Genomic DNA, 24,497 nt, shown 5'->3' with positions numbered 1-24,497 from the left:
TGACGTCGGCAGAACGTGAAGGACCTCCGAAGCAGAGCGCGATCCCAGCTCGTGGTAGCGCCGATCACAGCGCCGCGACGGGCTCCGGGTAGACCGCGCTCAGCGCCTCATCCGCGAGGGTAACCGCTCGGGCGCGGCTGAGAGCGCGGCCCTCGGCCTCGGCGGCGGCGTACCCGTCGGCGCCGAGCGCGGCTTCGGCCTGCTCCAGGGCGGCATCGATGATCTCGTCGAACTCGGGCATCGTGTAGGACATCTCGCGGCTGCGGCCGATGGCGCCGCTGAGCCGCGCGGCGTCCCGGTGGGCGCCCGCGGTCACCAGCAACTTGGCCACGCCGCGCAGGACCCGCACCACGTGGATGTCGTTGAGCCTGCCCTTCCAGCGGTGCAGGAGCTGGCGGTAGGTCGCGGCCGACCGCACCGCGTCGCCATACGCGGCCTCGCACAGCGCTGTCGACATCGACGCCGAGTACGCGAGGTACAGGCTGCCCGACCTCTCGGCGGCCTCCACGGCCAGCCAATAGCGGCGCAGCGCCTGCGCCGGGTCATTCGCGATGACCAGCTCGGCGTCGAGCATGTGGGCCAGCGCGCGCAGGTGGGGGGACGGCGAGCTCAGGGCACGGTGCAGCAGTTGGGGCACCCGGTCGTCCATCTCGCCCACCTGTCCGGTGTGGACCAGCAGTGAGCCCATGAGCAGGCCGAAGAGCAGGGCGTGGGCGTCGGCGCCCTCGGTGAGGGCCGCGTCGACGGCTCGCCGGTACAGGCGGATGCCCCCGGCGAGGTCGTGCTCCAGGGTTGACACCGCGGCCATCGCGCCCAGCGCGAACCTGCGCGGAGCGCCTGGGGTGGACTCGACAAGGGCGACCGCCCGCTCGGCACGGCAGCGGGCGGCGCGCAGGTCGCCGCCGAGCCACGCGCCCGTGGCGAGAGTGGCGTGGGCCGTGCCCGCCAGGGGGTGGGCCTCGGCGCCGGGCAGCGCCAGGGCCGCCTGCGCCCACTCGTAGACCTCCGGCCGCAATGAGGAGATGGCGTAGCAGTCGAGGGCAGCGGTGAGCCGCAGCGCACCATCGGCGTCCTGGTGCTCGATGTGGAAGCGTTGCGCTGCACGGAAGTTGCGCAGTTCCGGGTCGGCCAGTTCCAGCCAGCGGTCCTCGAACCCGGAGGTGGTCGGGTCCAGGGCCTCGGCCCGCTCGACCGACCACCGGGCGTGCATCGCCCGGGCCGCCGCGAGGCCGCCTCGGTCGCGGAGGCGGTCGCGACCGAAGCGGCGCAAGGAGTCCAGCATCTCGTAGCGGCTGCGGCCGCCGACGTCGAAGTGGCGGATGAGGGAGCGCTCGGCCAACGAGACCACTGCCCGGACGGCGTTCTCCGGGGACACAGCCGCGTCAACCACCGCCAGTGCCGCGTCGAGGCCGAAGTCCCCGGGCAGAACCGAAAGCCGGTCGAACACCTCCTGGTCGACGGGGTCGAGCAGGTCGTAGGACCACTCGATGACCGCGATGAGCGACTGGTGGCGCGGGGGCCTGGTGTCCCTGGGCGACCGCAGCAGCTCGGGCTGGTCGTCGAGGCGGTCCAGGATCTCCTGGATGGCGATCCCGTTGGTCCGGGCGGCGGCGAGCTCGATGGCCAGCGGCAGCCCCTCCAGCTTGCGGCAGATCTCGGCGACGACTTCCGGGGCGCCGTGAAAGCGCGGGTTGGTGGCCCTGGCGCGGTCGAGGAACATCGTCACCGAGGGTGAGGCGAGCTCGCCGGGCTCGGGGACCGGCAGGCAGTCCAGCGGCCAGACGTGCTCCCCACCGACACCCAGGCGCTCCCGGCTGGTCGCCAGGACCTGGACGTCCCCGCGCAGGGTGAGCAACCGGTCGACCACCCGCGCGGCGGTATCGATCACGTGCTCGCAGTTGTCCAGGACGAGCAGGCCGGAGCGGCGGGCCATGGCTTCGAGGACGAGCCGCTCGCGCTGCCCGCCCGCGTCGGGGACGACCTGCACCGCGGCAGCGAGGACGTCGAGCAGTTGGTCCTCTTCGGTGATCGCGGCCAGCTCGCAGACCAGGACGCCGTCGGGGAACCGGGTCTCCACGCGGCGGGCGATCTCTATGGCCAAGCGGGTCTTGCCGACACCGCCAGGACCCACCAGGGTCACCACGGGGGCGGCTCCCAGCATGGCCTCCACCGCCGCGAGGTCGTGCTCGCGCCCGACGAAGCTGGTGTTGGGAAGATTCGCCACCGGGCGGACGCCGTTGAGGGCCAAGGAGTCCTCGGGCGGCGCGAGCCCGTCGGCGGCGTCGCCGCGCAGGATCGCCAGTTCGAGCTGCTTGAGGTGGTCGGAGGGCTCCAGGCCGAGTTCGGACGTGCTCAGGCTGCGGAATCGCCGGTAGGTCTGCAGCGCCTCGGCTGCCCGACCCAGGCGCTGCAACGCGATCATCATGGCCCGCCAGGGCCGCTCGTCGAGCGGGTCCTCCACCAGGATCGGCTCCAAGCGGGCAATGGCGTCGTCGTAGCGGCCCAGGTCCAGTGCGGTCTCGGCCCGCTGCTCGACCGCCGACCGGTGCAGCGCGGCCAGCCGGGCGGCCTCGGCGCGCGCGAACTCCTCCTCGGCGAACTCGGCGTAGGCGGGCCCACGCCACAGGGCCAGGGCTTCATCCAGCAGGCCCGCCGCGCGCTCGGGCACCGTGTCGCGGCGGGCGGAGACCACCAGGTCCTCGAAGCGCAGCGCGTCGACGAGGTGGCGGGGGACCGAGAGGGTGTAGCCGGGCGGCGTGGTGCGCAGGCTGACCTCGGGAACGGCGTCGACGACCCGGCGCAGCCGGTAGGCCAGGGAGTAGAGCGCCGCGCGGCTGTCGTGCGGCTGGGCGTCCGGCCAGACGGCGTCGACCAGCCGATCCGCGCTGACGGTCTGCCCGAGGCGCACCAGCAGGGCGCCGAGCAGCCTGCGCAACCGCTCGGACTTCACCAGGGAGGCGGCCGCGGCGGGGCCGTCGAGCTCCAGGGAGCCCAGTACCCGGAAACGCGGGTCGACGCCGTCCGGGGCAGGCAGCTGCTCCGGCCGCATGGGCTCACCTCCATCGGTTGGTCTGGTGATTCTCGCCTGGTACGCGGTCCCGGGTCGCTCCGGTTTCCCACGGTGCACCTCGTAGGAGATGGCGATCCCGGAACGGGCCCAGGACGTGCGGTCCATCACAGTGCCGCGGTCTGGCGGCACTGTGCTTCCGTGTCGACGGCAAGCCGGTGGAGGGGCCGGGCGCGGCCTGCCGCTTCGCGATCTTCCAGCTCGACGAGGAGGTGCACGCCGCGGAATTCGACCGCACCCCCGCCCAGGCCAGCGGCCGGGGCGAGCGAGGGGGTGGGGAGGTGCCGAGGGACGCGCACTCTCCCGCTTCGACTGCCCTCGGACGCGTTGCCCGTAGTCCTGCGAGAACCACAAGGTCGCCCGGCTGCGTACCCCTCGTGCAATCAGCGAGGTGAAGGAGCACGGCGATGGCACGGCATCCCCTTTTGGGAGCTTTCGCACCCCGGCGTGCGGCCAGGCTGCTGGAGGTGATCGCCGAGGTGGCCGCGGACGGGCGTACCGCCGGGCAGGCGCGGACTCCAGGACTGGCGGACGTGCTGGCGGGCAGGAGCGCTCTGTGGGGCTATCTCGACCGGGCCGCCGTCGGGTGGGTGGACGCGGCGGTCGCCGCCCAGCGCATGCGAGGTGCGCGGGCGGCGGTGTTCCAGGACGCGGCGCTCATCGCGATCGCGATCGACGCGTGGCGGATCGATGCCGACCCCGGCGACCCGGTCTCCCCGGTCGACCGGCCCGCACCGCAGGCTCCGCGCGACACGGCCCGCCACTACCGGCGGGTCGCGCGGGCGCTGCGTCTAGACCCGGTGGTGGCGGACCTCCGCTACCGGGCGCGACTGCGGCACATGGACGCGAGCGCACTGGAACAGGTCAGAGCGCCTTCTGATCGACGTCCATCGGCGCGGGAGGGAAGACCGTGGGGTACTGGTCCACCATGGCCGTCATGCTCGTCGTCCTGATCGCGGCATCAGCGGCGGTCACCGTCCGGCTCCTCCTCAACCTCGTCCGCTGGCATGAGTGGGTGACCCACGCGGCCCCGTGGGTCCGAACGGCCTATTGGACAGCCCTCTGCTACGCGGCCGTTCCGGTCGACCTGATGACAGAGCCCGTCCTGGTGGACGACATCGCCGTCCTCGTGGCGGCCTCAGCGCTCGTGGCGCGTTCGCGCCGGAAGCCCGGCACCGATCGGGTCGGCGGCAGGTGAAGCAGAGCCGCGCGACCCGGCGGAAGTGGCGCGCGGTCTCGCAAGCTCGGATCGAGGTGGCATGTCCAGGTCCGCGACCAGCCCCGCCGGGGGACTGGTGGTTCGACGGGCACCGCGTCCACTCGGCCTCGGGTTCGTTCACGCCCTACGCGGTCGAGTTCCACCAGCGGTGGACCTTCGCCCGGTTCCTTCCCGGCGGGGCGTTGGCGCTGGCCTTCGAATCGGGGCAGCCGTGGAGCGAGCACGGCTCCCACGGGTCCCGGCTCGGCGGCGTGGAGGTCCTGTCGTGGACCGGGGTGGATTGGGACCTGGTCGCCTTGGAGTACGACGAACGCGAGCACGATGAGGAGTTCGTCCCGGACGACGTCGTCTGGCACCCGCGCGGGGTGCTGGCCTGGCTGCGCGACGGCCTGCTCTACGCCCACCAGGTGGCGGGGCCGAGGCTCGCGGTGGGCGATCCCTGCCCGACCCGGGACTCGGCGGGCCCGCTGGTGTTCAGCATGGAGGTCGCCGGTCCCTGGCAGAGGCTCGAACTCGGCCGCGACGGGCGCGAGCTCATCGCCGGGCGCGGGCGGCGCACCACCATCATCAACCTTGAACTGGGCGTGCCAGGCGACTGACAGATGGGCGGAAGACGCTGCGACGACCCTGGGGCGTCCGGGCCGCGATCCAGCGGCGTGGGAGGACCACTTCACGGGGAGAGCACGATGCGGTCGGTGACCGTGGTGGGGGCGGGGCAAGCGGGTATGCCCTTGGCGCTGGCGCTGCAAGCGCACGGCTACCAGGTGAGAGTGGTGACCGACCGGTCGGCCGCCGCGGTCGAGTCGGGACCGGTTCTTTCGAGCCAGGGCATGCAGTCGGCTGCCGTGGAGATGGAGCACGGCCTGGGGGTGGACTTCTGGACCAGGCAGGCTCCCTCGTGGGAGGGCCTGACGGTGACGCTGGCCGCTCCCGGTGGTGGGATCGGTTGCGCGTGGACCGCTCCCAAGAAGGCCTACGGCGAGTCCATCGACCACCGCCTCAAGCTCTCCGGCTGGCTCCGCGTCTTCGCCTACCGGGGTGGTGAGGTGGTCGTCCGCCGCGTGACCGTGGACGTCCTGGAGGACTACGCGCGCGCGAGCGACCTCGTGGTGGTCTCGGCGGGGCGCGGCGAGCTGGCCGAGCTGTTCGCGAGGAACGAGCGGCACTCGCCCTTCGACAGGCCCCAGCGGGCGCTCGCCTTGGCCTATCTCGACGGAGTCGTCCCCCGGATCGACTTCACCGGACCGGGCGTCACCGTGGTACCCGGCGTCGGCGAGATCGTCGTCTTCCCGGCGCTGACCCTGGAAGGCAACTGCGAGATCGTCACCATGGAGGGCGTTCCCGGTGGTCCGCTGGACTGCTGGGCCGGGGTCGGCTCGCCTTCGGCGCACCTCGCGCGCACCAAGGAGGTGCTGAAGCGCTTCGCCCCGTGGGAGGGCGCCCGGTGCGCCGACGCGATCCTGACCGACGATCGCGGGTGGGCCACGGGCTCCGTCACCCCCGTGGTCCGCGAGCCGGTCGGCGTGCTGCCGTCGGGCAGGCCCGTGCTCGGCATGGGGGACTCGGTGGTCCTCAACGACCCGGTCACCGGGCAGGGCGCCAACAACGCGGTCAAGGCGGCGATGACCTACCTGCGGGCGATCCTGGACCGGGAGGACCAGCCCTTCGACGTCCCGTGGATGCGCGCGACCTTCGCCGAGCACTGGGAGGTGGCGAAGCACTCCACCCGGTTCACCAACACCATGCTGGCCCCGCCGCCGCACGTCGTGGAGATCATGGCGGCAGGCGCGCGCCACCCCGAGGTCGCCGACCGGGTGGCCACCGGCTTCGACCGGCCGCAGACACTGGCCCCCTGGTTCTTCGACGCGGCCGCGGCGGGCGCCTACCTCGATTCCGTGGCGCAGGACCGCCGGTGACGGGATTCCCGACCACCTCCACCCCGCTGCGCGGCGCCGTCGTGCCTGCTCTGCGGTCCGCCCGCGTCCTGCTCACCCCGCTCGCCGCACTGGTCGGCGCTGCTCAGGTGGCGGTGGGGGCCAAGTGCTGGAGGACGGACTGCAGCTTGCGCTGAGCGCGGTGCAGCCGCGACTTCACGGTCCCCACCGGGATGCCCAGGTGCGCGGCGATCTCGTTGTGGGTGAAGTGGTGGTAGTAGGCGAGCTGGATGAGCTGCTGGTCGGTGATCGGCAGCGCGTCCAGCGCGGTGCGGATCTGCCAGGTCAGCCATGGGGCCTCGTCGTCGTGGGGCACCGCGCTGTCGAGGTGCTGCGCCTCGTACGGGTGAACGCGGTTGCGGTCGGTGTGCTTGCGGTACATGTCGATGGCCGCGCGCCGCGTGATGGTGTACAGCCAGGGCACGAGCGGGCGCCGGGGGTCGAAGCTGGACGCTGCCCGCCACGCCTGCAGGAGGGCCTGCTGGACGGCGTCGGCGGCGAGGTGGTGGTCGCCCAGCACGTGGTGGGCTACGGCGTACATCCGGTGGGCATAGGTGTCGTGGATGGCCTTGATGGTCGAGGCGTCGCCCCCTGCGAAGCGCCTGCGGAACTCCGGGTCGTCGCCGATGTCCACCGGGAGGTCGTGGTGAATGGGGACGTTGAGGGGTTCGCTCCCGGAGACCACGGCGTCGACAACCGGGTCAGGTCGGTTTCGACGGCCTTGGATGGTGGTGTGCTCGCTGTTCATGGCCCCTCTTGCTGGTCATCCCCGTGTTGTGCTCACACACTGCGATCCCCGTCTGTCCTGCGGCTTCCAAGTCACTTTCACGCTGGTCCCTTCAGGTGATAGGTGGTCACCGCCGGTCACAGTCCGGGTGAAAGCGCGACGCGAGAGCGACAGCCGATGCTGAGCCGGTCACGCCGCGTGGACCCAGGCGCGCTTGGCACGACAGGTCCGAGAAACCGGAAAGATCCGATGACCAACCGAATTCCCCACCGGCTGGGCGAGGGTGCCGCACTCGTCGAGCAGTGCCTGGACGTCCTGGCGGGTCGTCTCAAACCCGCGATGCCCTACGCCGCTCCTGAGGAACTGGCCGCGGTCCTCCACGGGGCGCGGCGTTGGCTGAGCGAGGCGCCGATCGACCACGACACCCTGCTCGGGCGGCTGACAGCCGTGGTCGCGTTCGCCGAGGACTTCGCCCTGGACCAAGACCGCTTGGTGGTGCTGGCCGCCGGAACCCGGCTCGTGGGCACGACCTTCGATCACCGCTCCGCGCGTGACACTGGTCGACCGGTCGTGCACCTGTCACTCGATGGCGGGCGACTGCGCTACAAGCCCTGGGCCTGCCCTTCTGACATGCCCTTGCGCGGCATGGTCGAAGCCGTGTTCGGCGCGGACACCGCCGTGCGGGTGCCCCGATGCGTGGACCGGGGCTCGTACGGCTGGGCTGAGGTCCTGCCGGACCCACCGGACCCGGTCGGCGCGGTCGCGCACCGCGGCCTGGGGCACTTGCTCGCGATCGACCGGGCGCTGGTCTCCGTCGGCGCGGGGGTGTACGACGTGACCACCTCTGGAGAGCACGTCCGCGTCATGGACTGCGGCCGGCGAAGAGCGGCCCCGTGGAAAGTGGACGGGATCCCGTGGCGACCGGATCGGCGGCACCCGAGCTGGTCGCAGGTGGAGCTGGGGTTCGGCGAAGGTGTGGAGAGGGTTCGCGCCGCGATCGCCGACGGCGGGCTTGACGTGGTCCTGCACAGGTTCCTGGGGGCGTCGGAGACCTGGAAAGCCCCATCGGACAGCGAGTGGTCGCTGTGATCTCGATGGCACCAGAAGGGCGGCGAGTGCTGCGCATGGTGGCCGGTGACCCCTCCGCTCCCGAGAACCTGCGGACGCGCGCGGCGGTGGCACTGGTCGACCTGGGCCGCGACGCCGGTTGGATGGCGTTCCTGGAGCACCAGGCCACCTCCGCGGACCGCGACGCCGCCGTCGACGCGGTGGGGGCGCTGGTCGTGCGCGGCAGCCCGGACCAAGCCGTGAACGGACTCCGGCGCGCGGGCCACATCGCCACAACGGTGGAGTTCGACCGGGCCTCGGTCCTGTGCTTGCGCCTGCTCGCCGGGTACGGGACCAGCGCGCAAGTCGAAGCGGCGGTCCACTCCCTGCTGTCCCGGCCCGAACCAGCAACCCGGCTGTGGGAGGTGGTCTACCGGCTTCAGCACCCGGGGACGGTCCTTGACGCGAGGACCGCGCTGGAACAGGTGTGCGACGACAACACGCGTCCGGTGGACGACCGGATGCGAGCGGCCGAGCTGCTGCTGCCCTCCCAGCGCGCGGCAGCACTGCTCGAATCGGTGGCCCGCGGCGGCTGTCACGACCCCTTCGACCGCTATTGCGCGCTGGACGACCTGGTGGGCGCCGGTGTCCCCGGGCCGTGGCTGGGGCTGTTGGCCGACGTGGCCCGCGCCTGCGTCCACGACGACTCCGCCGCGTGCATCGGCGCCGCCGAGGCGCTGGTCGAGCACGGCTGCCCGGCAACGGCCACCAGTGTCCTCACCAGCCTCGTGCTGGACGGCGAACACCACATCACCGCCCGGGTCCGCGCCGCGAAGGTGGTGCTCGACCACGGTGCCCCCGGGGAGCGGGCAGCGGCCGCCGACGTGCTGGCGACCGCGTGCTCCGACAGCTCACCCGGAACCGACCCCTTCGATCGGTTCCTGGCGGCCGAGGCCCTCCTGGACGGGTCGGACGGCGACCTCCGCCGTCGAGCGACTTCAGTGCTCGTGGGCATCGCCGCGGACCATGCGGGCCACCCGGAGGACCGCTTCTTCGCGGCGAAAGCCCTCCACCACGATGCCCGCGCGTCCGCTCTCGGCGCCGAGCACCTCCTCCTGCTCGCGGAGGAAGCGTCGCCGCTGGTCCGGTTGTGGGTGGCGGAGCAGCTCGCAGGTCTCCCCGTGCTCTCACCTCGGTTCTGGTCCACTGTCCCAAGCTGGGCGAACCGTTGAGTCCGCTGCAACCGCTTCGCAGGCGCATCCCGGCTCGGCACGGTCGAGCCTGCCCGCGCGGGCACACCACAGCTCATCGAGGTGGCGAGCCGCCTCGGAGAGGGCGCCGTGGTGGCTTCGGGCCGCGCGGTGACGGCTTCCAGCACGGTGGAACCGGGGCCGCGGGCGCTCGCGTACCCCTGACGACACAACGACCACGTCGAGGCAAGGATTGACACCGTGCACGAAGGCGAACTTGACCGCGTCGGACCACTCCCGGCGCTCGATGCCCGGACTGAAGTCCTGCTCGCCTCCGAATCCATGTGGGTTCAGGCCCCCGCGGGGCTGTGGGACTCGGTGGCGGCGGCGATCCAGGCGGAGACCCCGGCGGCTGCTGCCGTCCCCTCCCTGCGGGACCGCCGCGCCCGCCGCGGGTCCGGCGGGCGCATCACGGCGTGGGCCGCGGGCCTGGCCGTGGCGGCCGCGGCCGTGGGCGTGGGCGGCTACGCGGCGGGCGGGGGCTTCGCACCCGGCCCGGACAGCGCGTTCGCGCTCAGCGGGACCGACAACGCCCCCGGAGCGACGGCGGCGGGGGCCCTGCGGCACACCCCCTCCGGCCTCGAGATCGAACTGGACGTCGAGAACCTGGCCCCCGCGCCAGAGGGCGCCTACTACCAGGCGTGGCTCAAGGGCGCGGAAGGCACGGTGACGATCGGGACCTTCCACGCCCGACGGGGCGGGGAGGACATCGTCCTGTGGTCCGGCGTCGAGGACGTGACCCGGTACGAGACGGTCACCGTGACCCTCCAGCAGGAGGGTGGCGGCCCGTCCTCCTCCGGGCTCGTCGTGCTCGTCGGCAGCGTCTGACCCCCACCACACCACCGGGAGACCACCCATGACCGCGATCCGGAGCACACGGGGTCGTTTCCAGGACCTCTACACCGAGGCGCCGGTGGTGACCCCGCCCACCCGGCGGGAGGTGGAACTGGCCCGCCGGGCAGTCACCCGCGCGGCCCTCAATGACGACGACCGCGCCATGCTCTTGGCGGCCTTGGGCCTGTCCGACGCGGGCGAGGCCGCGGACGGGGGTCAGCGGGAGGCACCCGAGGACCGGTCCTGTGCCTGAACCAGGGGGCTCAGGACCGGTCCATGTGAGCTCATCCGCTGTTGGCGCCGCCTGCGTCATGCGGGTCCCCTGCTCATACGTCCGCCACCGGATCAGGGTTCCCAGTGGGACCGCCACGTCTCACGATGGACGGTGAAAGCGGTGACAGGGATATGAAAGGGCCTGTTGCAACGGTGACCCCGTCGCACCCCACTCCCCCAGGAGCCACCGTGAGGAAACCCGCAAGAATCAGGTCCACGACCGCGCTGGCCGTGACGGCGCTGGCCGGTTCGCTGATCATGACCACACCCGCGCACGCGACGGGTGTGGTCATCGACATCCCATCGGCCGCGCTCGCCGACGACGTTCTGAACATCGAGATCACCGGTCTCGCCCCGAACTCCGCGGTCACCTAGGTGACCGAGATGCAGGACGACCTCAACCCGATCTTCTCGCCGCGCCTGTGGCGCTCCCAGGTCACCTTCACCGCTGACTCCTCGGGCACCGTCGACCTCGGCAGCGACGCGCCGCAAACCGGCGGGAGCTACACGGGTGCGGAGAAGATGGGCCCGTTCTACTCGATGAGGCTGGTCGGTCAGGAAACCCAGTCGCCCTTCGGGTTCAACAAGTTCTCGGCCGCTCCCACGGAGTACACCTTCAGTGCCGTGGTCGGCGGTGTCGCCGTCGCGACCGCGACCTTCGAGCAGCAGTACATGGCGACCGGCGTGAAGGGCGTGCTCTACCTGCCACCGGCGCAGGTCCCCGCCGTCGATTCCCCCTCGGTGATCACGGTGACCGGCTCGGACGGGGGCTTGGGCCTGCAGAACGAGAACCGAGCGGCGCTGTTCGCATCGCACGGCTACGCCTCCCTGGTCCTGCCGTACTTCAACTACCCCGGTCTGCCGTCGACGCTCGCCAACATCCCGTTGGAGTACTTCGAGAACGCCATCGACTGGATGGAGGCGCGCAGCGACACGACCGACTTCACCGCGTTCGCGGGTGCCTCCCGCGGCGGTGAGCTGGCGCTGCTGGCGGGCGCAACCTTCCCACAGATCGACGCCGTCATCGCCAGCGCCCCGAGCGGGGTGGAGTGGCCCTCGGTGCCCAGTGACATCAGTGTCGTCGAGCCCGCCTGGACCCTCGGCGGCGATCCGGTGCCCTACGTGGACGAAAGCCTGAGCCGCGATGACCTCCAATCCCTGATGGACGCGAACAACGGCACCGGCAACATCGTACCCCTCACGCCCTACTTCGAGGACGCGCTCGCCGCTGACCCGAACGCGAGCTCCGCGGAGATCGCGGTGGAGAACACCAATGGCCCGATCTTGATGCTGTCCGGCAAGGACGACCAGCTGTGGCCGTCGGAGGACCTGGGCAACATCGCCAAGGAGCGCCTCGCGAACAGCTCCACCTACAACCACTTCTTCCGTCACCACCGCTACGACGGCGCGGGCCACATCCTCCTAGTGCCGAACCTGCCCACCACCTACGACCACTACTTGGCTCCGCCGCCTTACGACAACTACCTCGGCATCGGCGTCGAGCCGAAGGCGAACCACGACGCCAACCGCCAGGCGTGGGGCAAGACCCTGGAATTCCTTTCCGACGCTGTCGCGGCGTCCTGACCGCCGTCCCCGCGGTTCGGGGCACCCGCCCCAACCCGTCATTCACCCGGGTTCGGGACACAGAGGATCGATCACCGCACGTCCGAGGGGCCCGACGGACACCGCCGAGCAACTTCCCGATACGTGGCGGCCAACCGACAGAATGACACCAACCTAGCCGACCGCGTGGTCGGCGCCCTCTCCGGCGTGCGGCCTGGATCGGGGGAAGGGAGCAGGTCGTGGATCCCACTGTCCGCGTGACACCGGACTGGCGCCTGCGCGGTCCGACGGGCAACCTCCACGCGGGCTACGTGGCGGGGCTCGCCGCACGCGGCCGGGCGGCGACAGTGGTGCTGCGCCGCCCTGTGCCCGTCACGAGCGATCCCCAGATCGTGCTGCACAACGGTGAGCTGATCACCCGGTCGGGTCAGCACCCCTGGCTGCAGGTCGCCTCGGTGGCACCTGCTGACCCGGCGCACCTCGACGTCGTGCCGCACGCCCTGCCCTCCCTGGCCGATGCCTTGGTGGCGGCGTCAGCATCCGGCACGGTCCCGCCGCACCCCGGTTGCGCCGTCTGCGATCCCGCCGGAGTACAGCACTCGCGGGTTGGCCCGCTGAACGAGTCGCGAACCGTCGCCGGGGTGTGGGTGCCCACTCCGAGATCAAGCCCCGGGAACGGCTCCGTGTCGCCTGCGGTCGTGTGGGCGCTGCTGAGCTGCGCCGCGCTGTCGGCAACACGCCACCTGTTGCCGGTCGGCGCGCATCCCGCTCCGCAGAGGTGCACCGGGATCGTCACGGGGCCGGTGCGGGCAGGCAGGCCGCACATCGTCGTCGGCTGGCCGGATCCCGGGTTCAGCGGAATCCGTTCCGCGGCGGTGCTTCTGGACCCCCGCGGCGAGGTGTGCGCGGTGCTGCGGCAAGCAACGCCGCGGGCTCAGCGGCCCCTTCGGTCGAGCGCGCGCCCCGCCGCGTCCGCGGCGTGAGGAAGGGGCGCGATCCGCTCGTGCGGGTCGCGCCCCTTCGTCGTGCCGCTGTCAGCGGACGATCTCGCTGTGGTTGAGCTGCAGGCCCAGTGCGATGATCATTCTGACTCCTCTCAACGATGTTGCCGACGGGACAGTGGTAGTACGCGTCTGATGCTCCATTCAGTTGCCGTGTCCACCACGGCCACAGGTGTCGGAGCCGTTTCCCCACCCCGCCCGCTTCTCGGGTTCTCAGTGCCTGTTTCCGAGCTATTGGGTGAGTCGGCGGGTGGTGATGCGGATCATGGACCAGCGGACCATGGCCTCGTGATGCCGGGGGAGTCGTTCGTGGTCGCGGGCGCAGCGGCGGTGGCCGGTGATCCAGGCCAGCGTGCGTTCCACCACCCACGTCGGGGCAGCACGGTGAACGTCGGCAGGTCGGGGCGTCTCACGATCTCCACCACCAGGCCAAGGGTTTTGCGGGCCCAGTCGAGCAGGGTGCCGGTGTAGCCGCCATCGGCCCATAACAGGGCGATCCGCCCGCCGGCGGTGTCGCGCATCCGGCGCAGCAGGCTGCGGGCAGCGACCCGGTCCTGTGTCGAGGCCGGGGTCACCAGCACCGCCAACAACAAACCCAGGGTGTCCACGACGACGTGGCGTTTGCGGCCGGGGACTTTCTTGCCCGCGTCGTAACCGCGCGTCGTCTTCCCGACGGTCTCGGCCGCGCGCACCGACTGCGAGTCGACGATCGCCGCCGACGGGGCCGCCGCCCGGCCGGCCGCGAGTCGGGCCCGGTCGCGCAGGGCGTCGAGCAGCCGCTGGGTGGCGCCGACCTTCTCCCAGGCGGCGAAACGCTTGTAGATCGTCTGCCATGGCGGGAAGTCGGCGGGCAGGGCACGCCACTTGATGCCGTTGTCGACCACGTAGAGGATCGCGTCCACGATCACCCGCCGGCAGTGCTTCTCCCACCGCCCGCCCCGACCGGCAAGACACGCCGGATCGGGCAACAACGGGTCGAGCACCGCCCACTGGGCGTCGGTGACATCGGTGGGATACCGCCTCGCCCGCACGGTGGGCTGGTGGGACGCGGCAAGACGGCAGCAGGGGTCACCCGCGGTGACACCGCCCGCGGGGATCGGGCACGATAACAACGGAACTCCTGGCAGAACGGCGCTTCGACAACGTCCGATCCACCAGGAGTTCCTTCGTCTCCGCATCAAAGCCTCCACCTGCCCAGCTCGGAAACAAGCACTCAGACCTCCCTGCGCGCAGTACTCGAAAAGTCCTCCGTTCGGCGGCCCGTTTCGCGGACACGGGCCAGCACCACCTGCGCGCCACACGTGCCCGACCGGTCGCCGAGATCGACCAACGGTGCGTGAAAGGGATTTGAGAGGAGGGGGAAACGCGGGTGAACAACGATGCGGACTGCGATGAGGCGACATGTCCGAGCGGCTTGTCGTGTTGCGCCTCGCCCAACCGGGTGGGGCCTGACCCTGCATGGTGGAGGTTTACATGAAGCGTGGAGATCCGCGGTGGGTGGTGCCGCGTCGTGTGGTGTGCGCGGTGATGGGGGTGGTTCTGGGCGCGGGCACCTTGGGGTTGGTGTCGCCTGGTGTGGCTCTGGCTGACGCGGGAAACTCGGAGGCGCTGGCCGCGCAGGGAAATGCCGCGGGAGGCGGGAGGTCGCCGATTCGTGGAGGGTCGGGCGGCGGCTATACGCACTCGGTGCCAGTGGAGGTTCCGCCGGGCCGGGGTGGCCATCAGCCGAGTTTGGGGCTGTCGTATGCCTCCAGTGGACCGGTTCGTGGTGGGGTGGCGGCCGGTTGGTCGTTGTCGTCTCCGGCGATCACGGTTGATCCTGACGCGGGGTCGGTTCGGCCGCAGTGGCCCGGTGGCGGTTCGGCTGCGGCACCGCGGAACTTTGTTGGTCCAGGTGGTCAGCCATTGGTGCCTGATCCTTCGGTGACGGGGCCTTCGGGTTCGGTGGGGTACCGGGCGTTGGGGGATTCGAGTTATGCGCGGTACCTGTATCTGGGTGGGGTGGCTTCGGATCCGCACTGGTGGGAGGTTCTGTCGTCGAACGGGGGGCGTACGAGGTTTGGTTTGAAGACGCTGACTCCGTGGTCGTACGCGCCATTGGTGTCGGATCTGGATGCTCATGGCCATGAGTTGAAGTATGTGTACGAGGTGTACGGGCGGACGAGTCAGGCACCGGCGGCGGGCCAGCCTCGGGAGTTCGCCCTGTCTCGGGTGGACTATGTGTCGCCCGGACAGACGAATGCGTACGCGCAGGTGGTGTTCGCGCGTTCGGAGCCGTCGGTGTGTGTACCGAATGATCTTCCGGTGGGCGCTCGCCTGGACTACCAGTTCGGGTTCGGCCGGTTGTCGGGGACGCGGAAGGTCACGACGATCACGACGCGGACGCGGGACGCCAGTGACAACTGGGTGGATTCGCGTCGGTACGCGTTGCGGTACTCGAGTTCGGATTCGTGTGCGTCGGGTTCGGTGACGCCGTTCCGCGAGTTGCTGGGTGTGACGCAGACGGTGTACTCGCCGAGTTTCGCGGTGGGTGACCCGGCGCGGTCGAAGATCTTGCCGGAGACGACGTTCACCTACGGCAAGGCCGGCTCGTATGTGCGTGACAGTGACTATGGGCCAACGGTGGCGGCGCCGCAGATGGACATGCAGCGCTCGATCTACACGCGGACCGGGTCGCCGAACAACCACAATGGCGAGTACAACTTTTCCGACAGTGCCGAGTTCCGGATGTGTGACGACAAGTTCTGCGCGGTTCCGGGCAGCGGCGGCATGGGTTCGTTGCCCGGCCGTCCTGGGATGCACGTGTCGTGGTTGTTGTCGCAGGCGCAGGCTTCCGGGGAGAGCGTGTCGCGGATGTGGTTGGACGTCAACCGTGATGGTCTGGTGGACATGCTCAAGACGCCGGAGGTGGATCTGGCGACACGGACCAACGTGCCGACCACCGGTGGTTGCAAGGTGGAGGTGTATGTCAACAAGGGGCCCGACGGGTTCGTGAAGGACCCGACTGTCTTCGGCGACTTCAGCCTGACCAAGGCCATGGCCGATGTCCCGGTGCCGCAGGCGGTCGACGCCACCGGTCGGGGCGAGTTGGTGTGTTCGCTGAGCCGGTCGTTGAGCGCGACGTCGTCAGGCTGGTTCGGTGACACGTCACGGCCGTGTCATGCGGAGAACGATCCCGCCTTCAACTGGGGGGCGCCGGAGTCGTGGGGGTCGATGCAGCAGGTCCGCCACGGCTTCTTCGACGCGACCGGCGACGGCAAGCCGGACCTGGTGTCGCAGGCAATCGCGTCGGTGCACTGCCCCTATGCCAGCGAGAGCGGCTATCCCGCTCCGCGTGCTGAGGGCGATCCGGCGGCCGACGAGTACTGGGAGAACGAGTATCGCAGCACGGCTCCTAGTGGACCCGCGATGCTGGTGACCAAGCGCCAGAACCGGTGGCATGTGTATGAGAACACCGGGACCGGTTTCTCCGAGACCGCCCGGACGATGGTGGTGCCGAAGGTGACCCACACCGACGGGAAGATCCGCCGCCCGCATCTGCCGCAGACCACGGTGCAGGGCCCGTTCACCTCGAGTACCGGTGAGGAGAACGTCGGCAGTGTCGTCGACTTCAACGGCGACGGGTTCAGGGACTGGGCCGCGAACGACTTCACCAACGTCGTGAGCGGCAAGGTCTTCTCCGGAGACGGGAACGGTTTCTCCCCTCCGGTAGTGATTCCCGACGGGGCGAGTGGACTGTTCAATTCGTGGACACCGTGGTTCCATACCGATCCATGGCCGGCCGCGGAGAACTACGAGGCATTCACGGAAAAGCAGGTCGGCCCGGACATCAACGGCGACGGCCTGCCCGACCGTGTCGTCAAAGCCGGTGCGGGTGCGACCGGGTCGTGGGTCAAGTTCAACAATGGTGTCGGCTTCGGCGACCTTGAGGACGACGGGCAGACGAAGTTCAGCGACGGCACCATGGAGACCAGCGCGCTGCGTTGGTTCCGTGAGGAGACCACCCGGCGCAGTTTCCAGAACTACCGTGAACTCAGCGACATGTTCTTCAAGACGTCGATGGTCGACGTGGACTACGACGGGTTGCCCGACGCGGTCCACTATGACGACGATTCGACCGAGACCGCCACGGGTACGTTCCTCAGCAGCGGCAGGCAGTGGACGCGGCGGGTCGACACCGATGTGTCGGTGGCACGGTCGTTGAACGGGTGGGTGCGCCTGGACGGGATGGCCGATTCCTACGCCGATCGCGGTGACTACAAATACGGGTCCAAGTACGACTCCGTCGATGTCGACGGTGACGGTCTGCGGGATCTGTTGGAGCGCAACGATGCCACTGGTGGCGTCAAGGTGCGTTACGCCAAGCGGCACTTGGACGAATCGCCCGACCACGCCGCACCGGCGCGTCTGCTGCGCACGGTAAGCAACGGCTACGGTGCGAAGACCACCGTCTCCTACCAGCGCGACACCGCGGCGGGCGCGTGGACGGTCTCGCAACTCTCGGTCGACCCCGGGCAGGGCGAGCCGGTGATCACCTCGAAGTTCAAGAACAAGTTCCCCGTGTTCACCGCGAACCCGTACGGGCGGCACAAGTTCCGTGGCTACGAGGAGACCGTGACGCTGCAGGTCGGCGACCCCGGCCGAGCTGAGGACGATCTGTCCACTGTGCAGCTGCACTCATTCGCCCAGGACTACCAGGGTGTCATGGTGAAGTCGGTGACCGCCTTGGGAAGCGGGGCGTTCGACAGCGACCTCCGCTTCACCGACTCGACACCGAACGTGATGGCGGTCTCGGTCCAGGACTACCAACGCCAGGACCTGGGTCGCCTGGCTCCGGGAATGTCCACAGGGTTCGCCCCGCGGGTCGTGCTGCCTACGACCACTACCAGTTACGCCTGCACGGGCAAGACCGGGCAGACCGCCCAGCAGTGCCAGACCTCGGCGCCCTCGACCACATCGCAGGCAGCGTGGACAACCGTAGCGGGGCATTCCCCGCTGATGCTGGTCTCCAGCACTGAATCCCGCTTCGTCAACGGTGAGGGCAAGCAGGAGACCCACCGCACCGAGCACACCCACAAGATCTCGGTGTCGGCCACCAGGTTCGTCATCGCCCCGGACACCTCGACCGACAAGTCCGGAATGGATGGTTCCTTGTCGCAGAAGGGCCAAACCCGGTACGCCTATTACGACGGCAGTGACTACCTGCAGGTCAAGAACATCACTGTCGACGCCGCCGACCCGACCGTCGCCGACCGCGTCACCCGGTACCAGTATTACGGCGGTACGGGTACCAACCGGTCGCTGCTGTACCGTACTTGGGCGCCCGAGCAGATCGCGAAATACGGAAACACCAACGACGCCAAGGGATTCTCCGAGGTGGCGTACGACCGTTTCGGTGTCCACGTCACCAAGACCACCATCGAACACAAGCCCGCACCCAAAGCGATCACCTTCACCACCGAGACCAAGACCGACCTCGGCACCGGCGCCGTGCTGCGGACCACGGGCCCGGACTACGTCTGCGCCGACGGCACCGACGCCGACACAGCGCCGGACCCGCCCACCGCCTGCACCTTCGCCCAGGCGATTCACCACGAACGCGTCGACACCAAAGTCGACGGCCTGGGCCGTCCGTTGAGCGTGACCCGATTCCCCGCCTCCAACAGCCCCGGGGTGGAGATCGTCCGCGCCACCCACAACGACGCCAACCCGGCCTCGACGATCACCGAGTCCCTCGTCGGTGACGGCGAGTTCAGCTGGGAGAAGGCCGAGACCGACGGCCTCGGCCGAACGGTCAAGTCCACGATCAAGCAGAGCCCCAACCCCGATGTGGTGACGATGGTCGACTACGACCACGTCGGGCGGGTCGCGGTCAGTTGGGCGCCCCGCGCCGACGGACTCACCGGGCACGTCGGCACCCGCACCACCTACGACCCGCTCGGCAGGCCTATCTCCGTCGCCGAGACCGGCACCCTCGAGACCCGCGATGACGACCGGGTCTTCGCCCGCAATGAATACGACGGGCTCACCCACACCGCCATCCAGGAAACCCTCGACGGATCGCAGGCCAAGCGGACCCGCGCCACCACTGACGTCGCCGGGCGGATCCTCACCGTCGACGAGCAATCCGGCGGCACCACCGAGAACCCCGTCTGGGCCAGCACCCGCTACGCCTACGACATCACGGCCAACAAGACCACAGTCACCGACCCCGACGGCGCGAAGACGGAGATGCGCGACGACTACTTCGGGCAGCGCCGCTCCTCCACCACCTCAGGCCGCACCTGGGCCTTCGGCTACGACGCCAACGGCAACCTCACCACCGTCATCGAACCCGTCAAGACAGGCCACACCGCCGAGGACTACACCCACACCCGCGTCTACGACGACCTCGACCGGCTCGTCCAAGAAATCCCCGCCAAGCGCGACCTCAGCGCAGAGGACAAGACCGAATTCTTCGTCGGTAACACCACCTACTTCTACGACGGCGCCCACCCCGGCCTGGGCGGCGGCGACAAGGCCAACCACCAACTCGGCCGCTTGGCCGCCACCACCTCCGGACAGATCGACACCGGAACCGCTTCCACCACCTACCACCGCTATGACCCCTTCGGCAATATGACCGAATCCCACCAGCTCCTCGGCGCGCTCGACCACGTCCTGCCCAACCTCGGCAAGGTCGACCGCCTGCAGATCGATATCACCGCCGACGCCGCGGGCAACATCGAGAAGACCGAACACCGCGCGTTCCTGCCCGGCCAGGGCAGCACACTCGTCACCTACGACGGACCCCAACTCGACCACGCCTATGACACCGCTGGCACCCCTGACCGCGTGTCACTGCGCGTCGGCGGCAAAGACATGACCATCGCCACCGCCCGCAACGCCGCCGGAGCACTCATCCGCCGCGGCACCAACGCCGACGGCACCACCGGATTCGCCCGCCCCTCGATCACCTACACCAACGACCGCTTCGGCCGAGTCACCGACGTCACCGCACGACACGGCTCCACCGACCAATCCATCCAGCGCTACAGGCAGACCTACACCTACGCCGACAACGGCCTCATCAACAACTCCACCGAACAACTCGGCGACATCCTCCAACCCACCACCACGACCACCTACCAATACGACACCCGCCACCAGCTCCTCGACGCCACCCGCAGACTCCCCCACCCCACCGACGCCAACCAACCCGGTGAGCTCACCTACCACGGTGCCTTCACCTATACCCCCGGCGGCCGCGTCAAGACCGCCGATGTCGTCGCTTCCACCCCCTCAGGCGAGAACCCCGCGGCAGGCGCCCGCGTCCCCACCCGCAACGTCACCCACACCTACCAACCCCCCGCCACCCTCGCCAACCCCACCAGCGACCCCCAACGACTCGACAAACTCACCAAACCCGACGGCACCGACTACACCTCCTACAAGTACGACGACGCGGGCAACACCACGAAGCGCACACTGTCCGACGGCACGGTCATCGACCAGGTTTGGGACGGCGACCGACTCCGCAAAATCACCACCCCCTCCGGCACCGAAACCTACTTCTACGACGGTGCCACCCGCGTCGCCGCCATCCACCGCAACACCGACGGCACCGTCAACCAGACCCGCCGCTGGTTCGGCGGCCTCGAAATCACCCAACAGTCCGGACAAACAGCCAAGCACCACACCACCATCACTCTCGCGGGCGACACCATCGCCCGCCTCGACGGCGACGAACTCACCGGCACCATCGAACACACCCTCACCACCCCCCAAGGCCACCACGCCCTGTCCCTCGACGCCACCACGGGCGCCACCACCAAACGCGTCGTCGCCTACGGGCCTTACGGGGAAATCCTCAGCGAACACACCGCCCAAAACCCCGACACCCTCGAAAAATACACCCAAGAATTCAACGGCAAAATCCACGACGCCGTCTCCGGACTCCACTACTACGGCCACCGCTACTACGACCCCACCGCCCTCCAGTGGGCCAGCACCGACCCCCTTTATCACAACACTCCCGACCGCGACCCCACGAGCCCTCGCAACGCCAACCTTTATACCTACACCAACAATAATCCCATCAACTACATCGACCGCGACGGGCTCGACAACCAAATGCTGGTTGACAACGTTGTCACGCCGGTAAATGTGGGCAGCCTCTACTTCGGTAGCGAAAAATGGTGGAAGGACACCCTCTCGCATCTCGCGCTGGCGTATCTCGAACCGGACTGGAAAGACGTTCACGCATTTATCAAAACTGACAGCACAGAAGAACGAGCATGGATCGCGGCCGGATTCCTTGGTGGCGGTATGGTTGACGCACTGGCCGGCCTCCGGCGAGCTTCCGGAGTCGGCGGAACAGGGGGAGGGTCTACTTCCGCGCCGCCCTCTGGAAACCGTGGCAATCCCACTACGAGCACCTATGCGTCCGGCCACGGTGGCGGGAGCGTAAGCAGCGGAGGGTCGGGGGGATCACACGGTATGGGCCGCACTGTTGGCAAACCGTGGAAGTCCACCATCTCCGATCGTCCTGATCCGAATACTGGGCGTAGCCGGGCCGATGAACTCGAGGACCAAGGGGAGGACATTGGCAATGCGGTGCGCAATCTCAAGCACCATGTGCGCGTGAACGAGCTTGCCAACCTCGTCAACAACACCTACAAAAGGGTCGAGGTGCCCGGCGCCCCGGGACCCAGGCTAGTGCCGCTCAGCGGCGCTGAGCGTGCCCATATCGCCGCAACGGCAATGGGCAGGGCATTTGGCAGCGGAGGAAAGTCCAACGGCACGAGCGGAGTTTTCGAAGTTGCTTCCGACACCCTGGTCGTCGTCCGGGAAGGCTTCACCGCGAGGAGCGGCGGAAAGAGTGACATTATTGTGTTCGGCCCGGATGGTCGAGGTCTCCCCATGACGGCAAATGTTACATTTGAAGGCGGCGGTCGGTCGCTTGTTCTCAGCGATGTTGAATGGAGTCCGTGGTAATAAGAGACTGCCAGTAGCGATCATGAGCAAGTAAACCCAGATGGGGGCGTCCTGCAGCAAGGATGCCCCCATCTGGATTCCACATCTTCTCGGAGCCGTATCTCTGATATCCAGGGTCGCGCTGACGAAGTGGAGCATGAGATGTCCACGTCGTTTGCCACACTTCGTATCCGAGCAGCCAAATGACCGCGGCGTTCGGCTGTCGCGTGCTCGTCTTGCGATCAAGCCCAGAGCAGGCATCTGAAAGAGAAGCGAATGCATGAAGTGCTTCCCTTTGCCTGCGGTAAAAGATAATGCGCGGCGGCGCGACCGGGACAGGTCGGCTTCACGATCGTCGCGGTGACCAATGTCACGAACGATCCGCCGGCAACGGAACGGAAGTCCGACAGTTACATGAATGGAGGCGCTTTTGTACAGGACAAGTACGGCACGCGCAAATCGCTCGATAAAGACCTCTGTATCATGCGCATTGGGTGCGCTCTTCGCCGTCATCATCGTGGCCATGTCAGGCGTGCCTGCGACGGCGGCAACGGAAGATGCCGCAACCGTCGATTCCATGTCCAATCTAAAGCCGTTATCGGAACCAGTCGACTCCACGATTTCGTCATGCGGGGGCACGTGGAGCGGGTGGTACAATATTGGATCGGGACCTTGGGTCGGCGTTGGGTATCGAAATTGTGAGACCAATGGCAAATGGCTCCGTCCCGACTTTCACCGCGCCGGACAAGGCACGTGGGGTTTCTGCGTCGCGCCGGGAACGGACAGCGGGTATATCGGATTCGTACGAACCACCCACAGGCCTCCGGTTGGAGTGCCATGGGTGGCCGGTGAGCTGACATACAATTACGGCGTCAGCGTGCTCAACTCCTGCGAGCAGCACGGTGGCGGTCCGATTGCTCCGCCTCCAGGCTTGTGCCCCACGTGTGTCCCCCCGTGCCCGGATCCGGTTTCTCCCACGAGTTTCTGCGACGTCACTCTTCCAGCAGTGACGGTCACCGGGCGGGTTGAGACGCGGAATGCGACCGTTCCCGGGGAGCAGCCCCGTCCGATTGTGGACGCGCGGGTGGAGGTGTGGTGGAAGAAGCAGCGTGACGGTGTGACGGAGTGGCTTCCCCTGAGGGAAGGTCCTGGGGACACGGGTGAGCCGGTCACCGGGAGGTTGAACGGCAACGGTGAGTTCACCGTGGACTTCATCTATCCGCAGGACTACGAGCTGGAAGACGGCAGTACCTGGTACGGGTGCGCGCCGACGGTTCCGTTCGTCCCGTACCTGCGGTCGCATGCTTGTGCCGATGAGGATGTTCAGCTCCGGGTGTACGGGGAGGACGCTGAGGGCCGGGCGGTGCGGGTCATGGACGCCAGTGGCGGGGTCGCGTTGGTCGGTGAAGTTCCGTTGGGTCGCTTCTTCGAGCGCACCGACACGCACTCCTACCCGGTGGACACCCCGGCAGGCCACGTGTACCGCGGCGCCTACAACGTGATCGACTTGGTCGGTTCACAGCCGGACGCCACCGACATCAATGGCATCATCAGGGTCCAGTTCGGTGCTGCCTCCGAGTACAGGGACGGCATCGCCTACGTCGAGGAGGACGACGCGTCGTCCGATGTGCCGGAGCATGAGATCGGGCACAAGTACTACGCGGACCTCCTCGATGACGCGGTCAACTTCGTCGACTGCCCCAACCCCAAGTACTTCGGCGACGTCACCACGAAGCGCTGCGCGTGGAGCGAGGGATTCGCCGACTGGATCGCCGCGGCCGCGCGCAACGGGCCCGGGCGGTTCGACAACCCCCGGGTGTACCTCCCCGGTGCCTATGTCGACCTGGAGACCTGCGCTGAGGTCACGGTCAATGATGGCGGAACGACGCGGACTCCCTGTTCGTCAGGCGAGGAGGTCGAGGGCCGGGTGGCCGGTGCGTTGAACGACCTCTACGACCCTGAGCTCTCCGAGACGTTCGAGACGCACACTGATCTGGTGTCGGAGTCGTTCGACCAAATCGTGGCGGTGGTCGCGTCGACCAAGGCGTTCACCTTCGAGGAGTTCTGGACCGGGTGGCGCGACGAACGGCCCGCTGTCAAGGACGACGACGAGCGAACCATGTTCCTGAACACGCTGCTTCACACCGGATTCGTCGACTCGGTGAAGACCGGGGGTGCCGGATCTTGGTCGGAGGAGGTGTGCGGCTCGAGCCGGGTTTGCGTGAACGGTCGCTACTTCCGCTCGAATTCCGGGGCGGAGGACTCCCCTGAGTTCCGTTGGGACATCAAGAACGCGCTGAGTCGTGGACCGGGTGCGAAGTACGACATCTGGGTTCACATCCCCCTCGACGACCGCGCCGAGGAGCGCGACCAACTCGCCCGCTACCGCGTCAGAACCGCATCGTCGGGTGACTTGACTGTCGTCCTCAACCAAGGCGCGCGCGCCGGTTGGGTCCGGCTCCACGAGGGAGGTTTGGACCTGGTCGGTGACCACCTGCACCTGACCAACGGGTTCGAGGGCGGGGAACTGGCCGCGGACGGCGTCATGATCGTTCCCCATCGGAACTGACCGGATACACACCATCGGCACCATGAGAGGCGCTGACCGCCTCACACATGCGGAGCCC

16 protein-coding genes are annotated in these 24,497 nt (G+C 68.6%); 13 read left to right on the top strand and 3 right to left on the bottom strand.

Annotated elements, in window-relative coordinates:
* Positions 1-64: 64 nt before the first annotated feature.
* Positions 65-3,049, bottom strand: coding sequence for an ATP-binding protein (locus tag ACTG9Q_RS15805; RefSeq protein WP_455573527.1), 2,985 nt, complete (start codon positions 3,047-3,049; stop codon positions 65-67).
* Between the two features lie 425 nt (positions 3,050-3,474).
* Here ACTG9Q_RS15805 and ACTG9Q_RS15800 point away from each other — a divergent pair, with 425 nt between their 5' ends.
* From ACTG9Q_RS15800 to ACTG9Q_RS15785, 4 genes are all read left to right on the top strand, one after another.
* A complete protein-coding gene (locus ACTG9Q_RS15800) occupies positions 3,475-4,020 on the top strand; it encodes a hypothetical protein (RefSeq protein ID WP_455573526.1) in 546 nt (181 codons plus the stop codon).
* Positions 4,005-4,265, top strand: a complete 261-nt coding sequence (locus ACTG9Q_RS15795; protein ID WP_455573525.1) for a DUF1232 domain-containing protein — start codon at positions 4,005-4,007, stop codon at positions 4,263-4,265. Before ACTG9Q_RS15800 ends, ACTG9Q_RS15795 begins: the two co-directional genes overlap by 16 nt.
* A 56-nt stretch (positions 4,266-4,321) precedes the next feature.
* Positions 4,322-4,885: a hypothetical protein gene (locus tag ACTG9Q_RS15790; RefSeq protein ID WP_455573524.1), complete on the top strand. Its 564-nt coding sequence runs from the start codon at positions 4,322-4,324 to the stop codon at positions 4,883-4,885.
* An 87-nt stretch (positions 4,886-4,972) separates the two neighbouring features.
* The gene (locus ACTG9Q_RS15785; protein ID WP_455573523.1) at positions 4,973-6,202 is read left to right on the top strand and encodes a styrene monooxygenase/indole monooxygenase family protein; all 1,230 of its coding nucleotides are present in this window, start codon (positions 4,973-4,975) and stop codon (positions 6,200-6,202) included.
* Between the two features lie 103 nt (positions 6,203-6,305).
* On the opposite strand, the gene ACTG9Q_RS15780 is transcribed toward ACTG9Q_RS15785, so the two are convergent.
* Positions 6,306-6,968 (bottom strand): RNA polymerase sigma factor, encoded by a 663-nt coding sequence (locus tag ACTG9Q_RS15780; protein WP_455573522.1) that lies wholly within the window; start codon positions 6,966-6,968, stop codon positions 6,306-6,308.
* 228 nt (positions 6,969-7,196) lie between these two features.
* Between ACTG9Q_RS15780 and ACTG9Q_RS15775 the strand changes: the two genes are divergently transcribed.
* From ACTG9Q_RS15775 to ACTG9Q_RS15745, 7 genes are all read left to right on the top strand, one after another.
* Entirely contained in the window at positions 7,197-8,036 is an 840-nt protein-coding gene (locus ACTG9Q_RS15775; protein ID WP_455573521.1) for a DUF4135 domain-containing protein, read from the top strand.
* A gap of 26 nt (positions 8,037-8,062) precedes the next feature.
* On the top strand, positions 8,063-9,226 hold the full coding sequence (locus ACTG9Q_RS15770) for a hypothetical protein (RefSeq protein WP_455573520.1): 1,164 nt from the start codon (positions 8,063-8,065) through the stop codon (positions 9,224-9,226).
* Between the two features lie 300 nt (positions 9,227-9,526).
* Positions 9,527-10,072 (top strand): anti-sigma factor, encoded by a 546-nt coding sequence (locus ACTG9Q_RS15765; protein ID WP_455573519.1) that lies wholly within the window; start codon positions 9,527-9,529, stop codon positions 10,070-10,072.
* Positions 10,073-10,100: 28 nt separating this feature from the next.
* Entirely contained in the window at positions 10,101-10,331 is a 231-nt protein-coding gene (locus tag ACTG9Q_RS15760) for a hypothetical protein (RefSeq protein ID WP_455573518.1), read from the top strand.
* A gap of 209 nt (positions 10,332-10,540) precedes the next feature.
* A complete protein-coding gene (locus tag ACTG9Q_RS15755) occupies positions 10,541-10,726 on the top strand; it encodes a hypothetical protein (protein WP_455573517.1) in 186 nt (61 codons plus the stop codon).
* A gap of 9 nt (positions 10,727-10,735) precedes the next feature.
* On the top strand, positions 10,736-11,935 hold the full coding sequence (locus ACTG9Q_RS15750) for an acyl-CoA thioesterase/bile acid-CoA:amino acid N-acyltransferase family protein (protein WP_455573560.1): 1,200 nt from the start codon (positions 10,736-10,738) through the stop codon (positions 11,933-11,935).
* Between the two features lie 218 nt (positions 11,936-12,153).
* The gene (locus ACTG9Q_RS15745) at positions 12,154-12,897 is read left to right on the top strand and encodes a hypothetical protein (protein WP_455573516.1); all 744 of its coding nucleotides are present in this window, start codon (positions 12,154-12,156) and stop codon (positions 12,895-12,897) included.
* Between the two features lie 281 nt (positions 12,898-13,178).
* Here ACTG9Q_RS15745 and ACTG9Q_RS15740 read toward each other — a convergent pair whose 3' ends face one another.
* Complete coding sequence (locus ACTG9Q_RS15740) at positions 13,179-13,946, bottom strand: IS5 family transposase (protein ID WP_455573515.1); 768 nt, start codon at positions 13,944-13,946, stop codon at positions 13,179-13,181.
* 1,033 nt (positions 13,947-14,979) lie between these two features.
* On the opposite strand from ACTG9Q_RS15740, the gene ACTG9Q_RS15735 reads away from it, so the two are divergent.
* Both ACTG9Q_RS15735 and ACTG9Q_RS15730 read left to right on the top strand, forming a co-directional pair.
* The gene (locus ACTG9Q_RS15735) at positions 14,980-21,891 is read left to right on the top strand and encodes an RHS repeat-associated core domain-containing protein (protein WP_455573514.1); all 6,912 of its coding nucleotides are present in this window, start codon (positions 14,980-14,982) and stop codon (positions 21,889-21,891) included.
* 985 nt (positions 21,892-22,876) lie between these two features.
* Positions 22,877-24,439, top strand: a complete 1,563-nt coding sequence (locus ACTG9Q_RS15730) for a hypothetical protein (RefSeq protein ID WP_455573513.1) — start codon at positions 22,877-22,879, stop codon at positions 24,437-24,439.
* The last annotated feature ends 58 nt before the right edge of the window (positions 24,440-24,497 follow it).

This window comes from Actinokineospora lacus (assembly GCF_053813445.1).
Note: the sequence above shows the minus strand (reverse complement) of the source record. Positions and strands in the feature narration are given on the sequence as shown.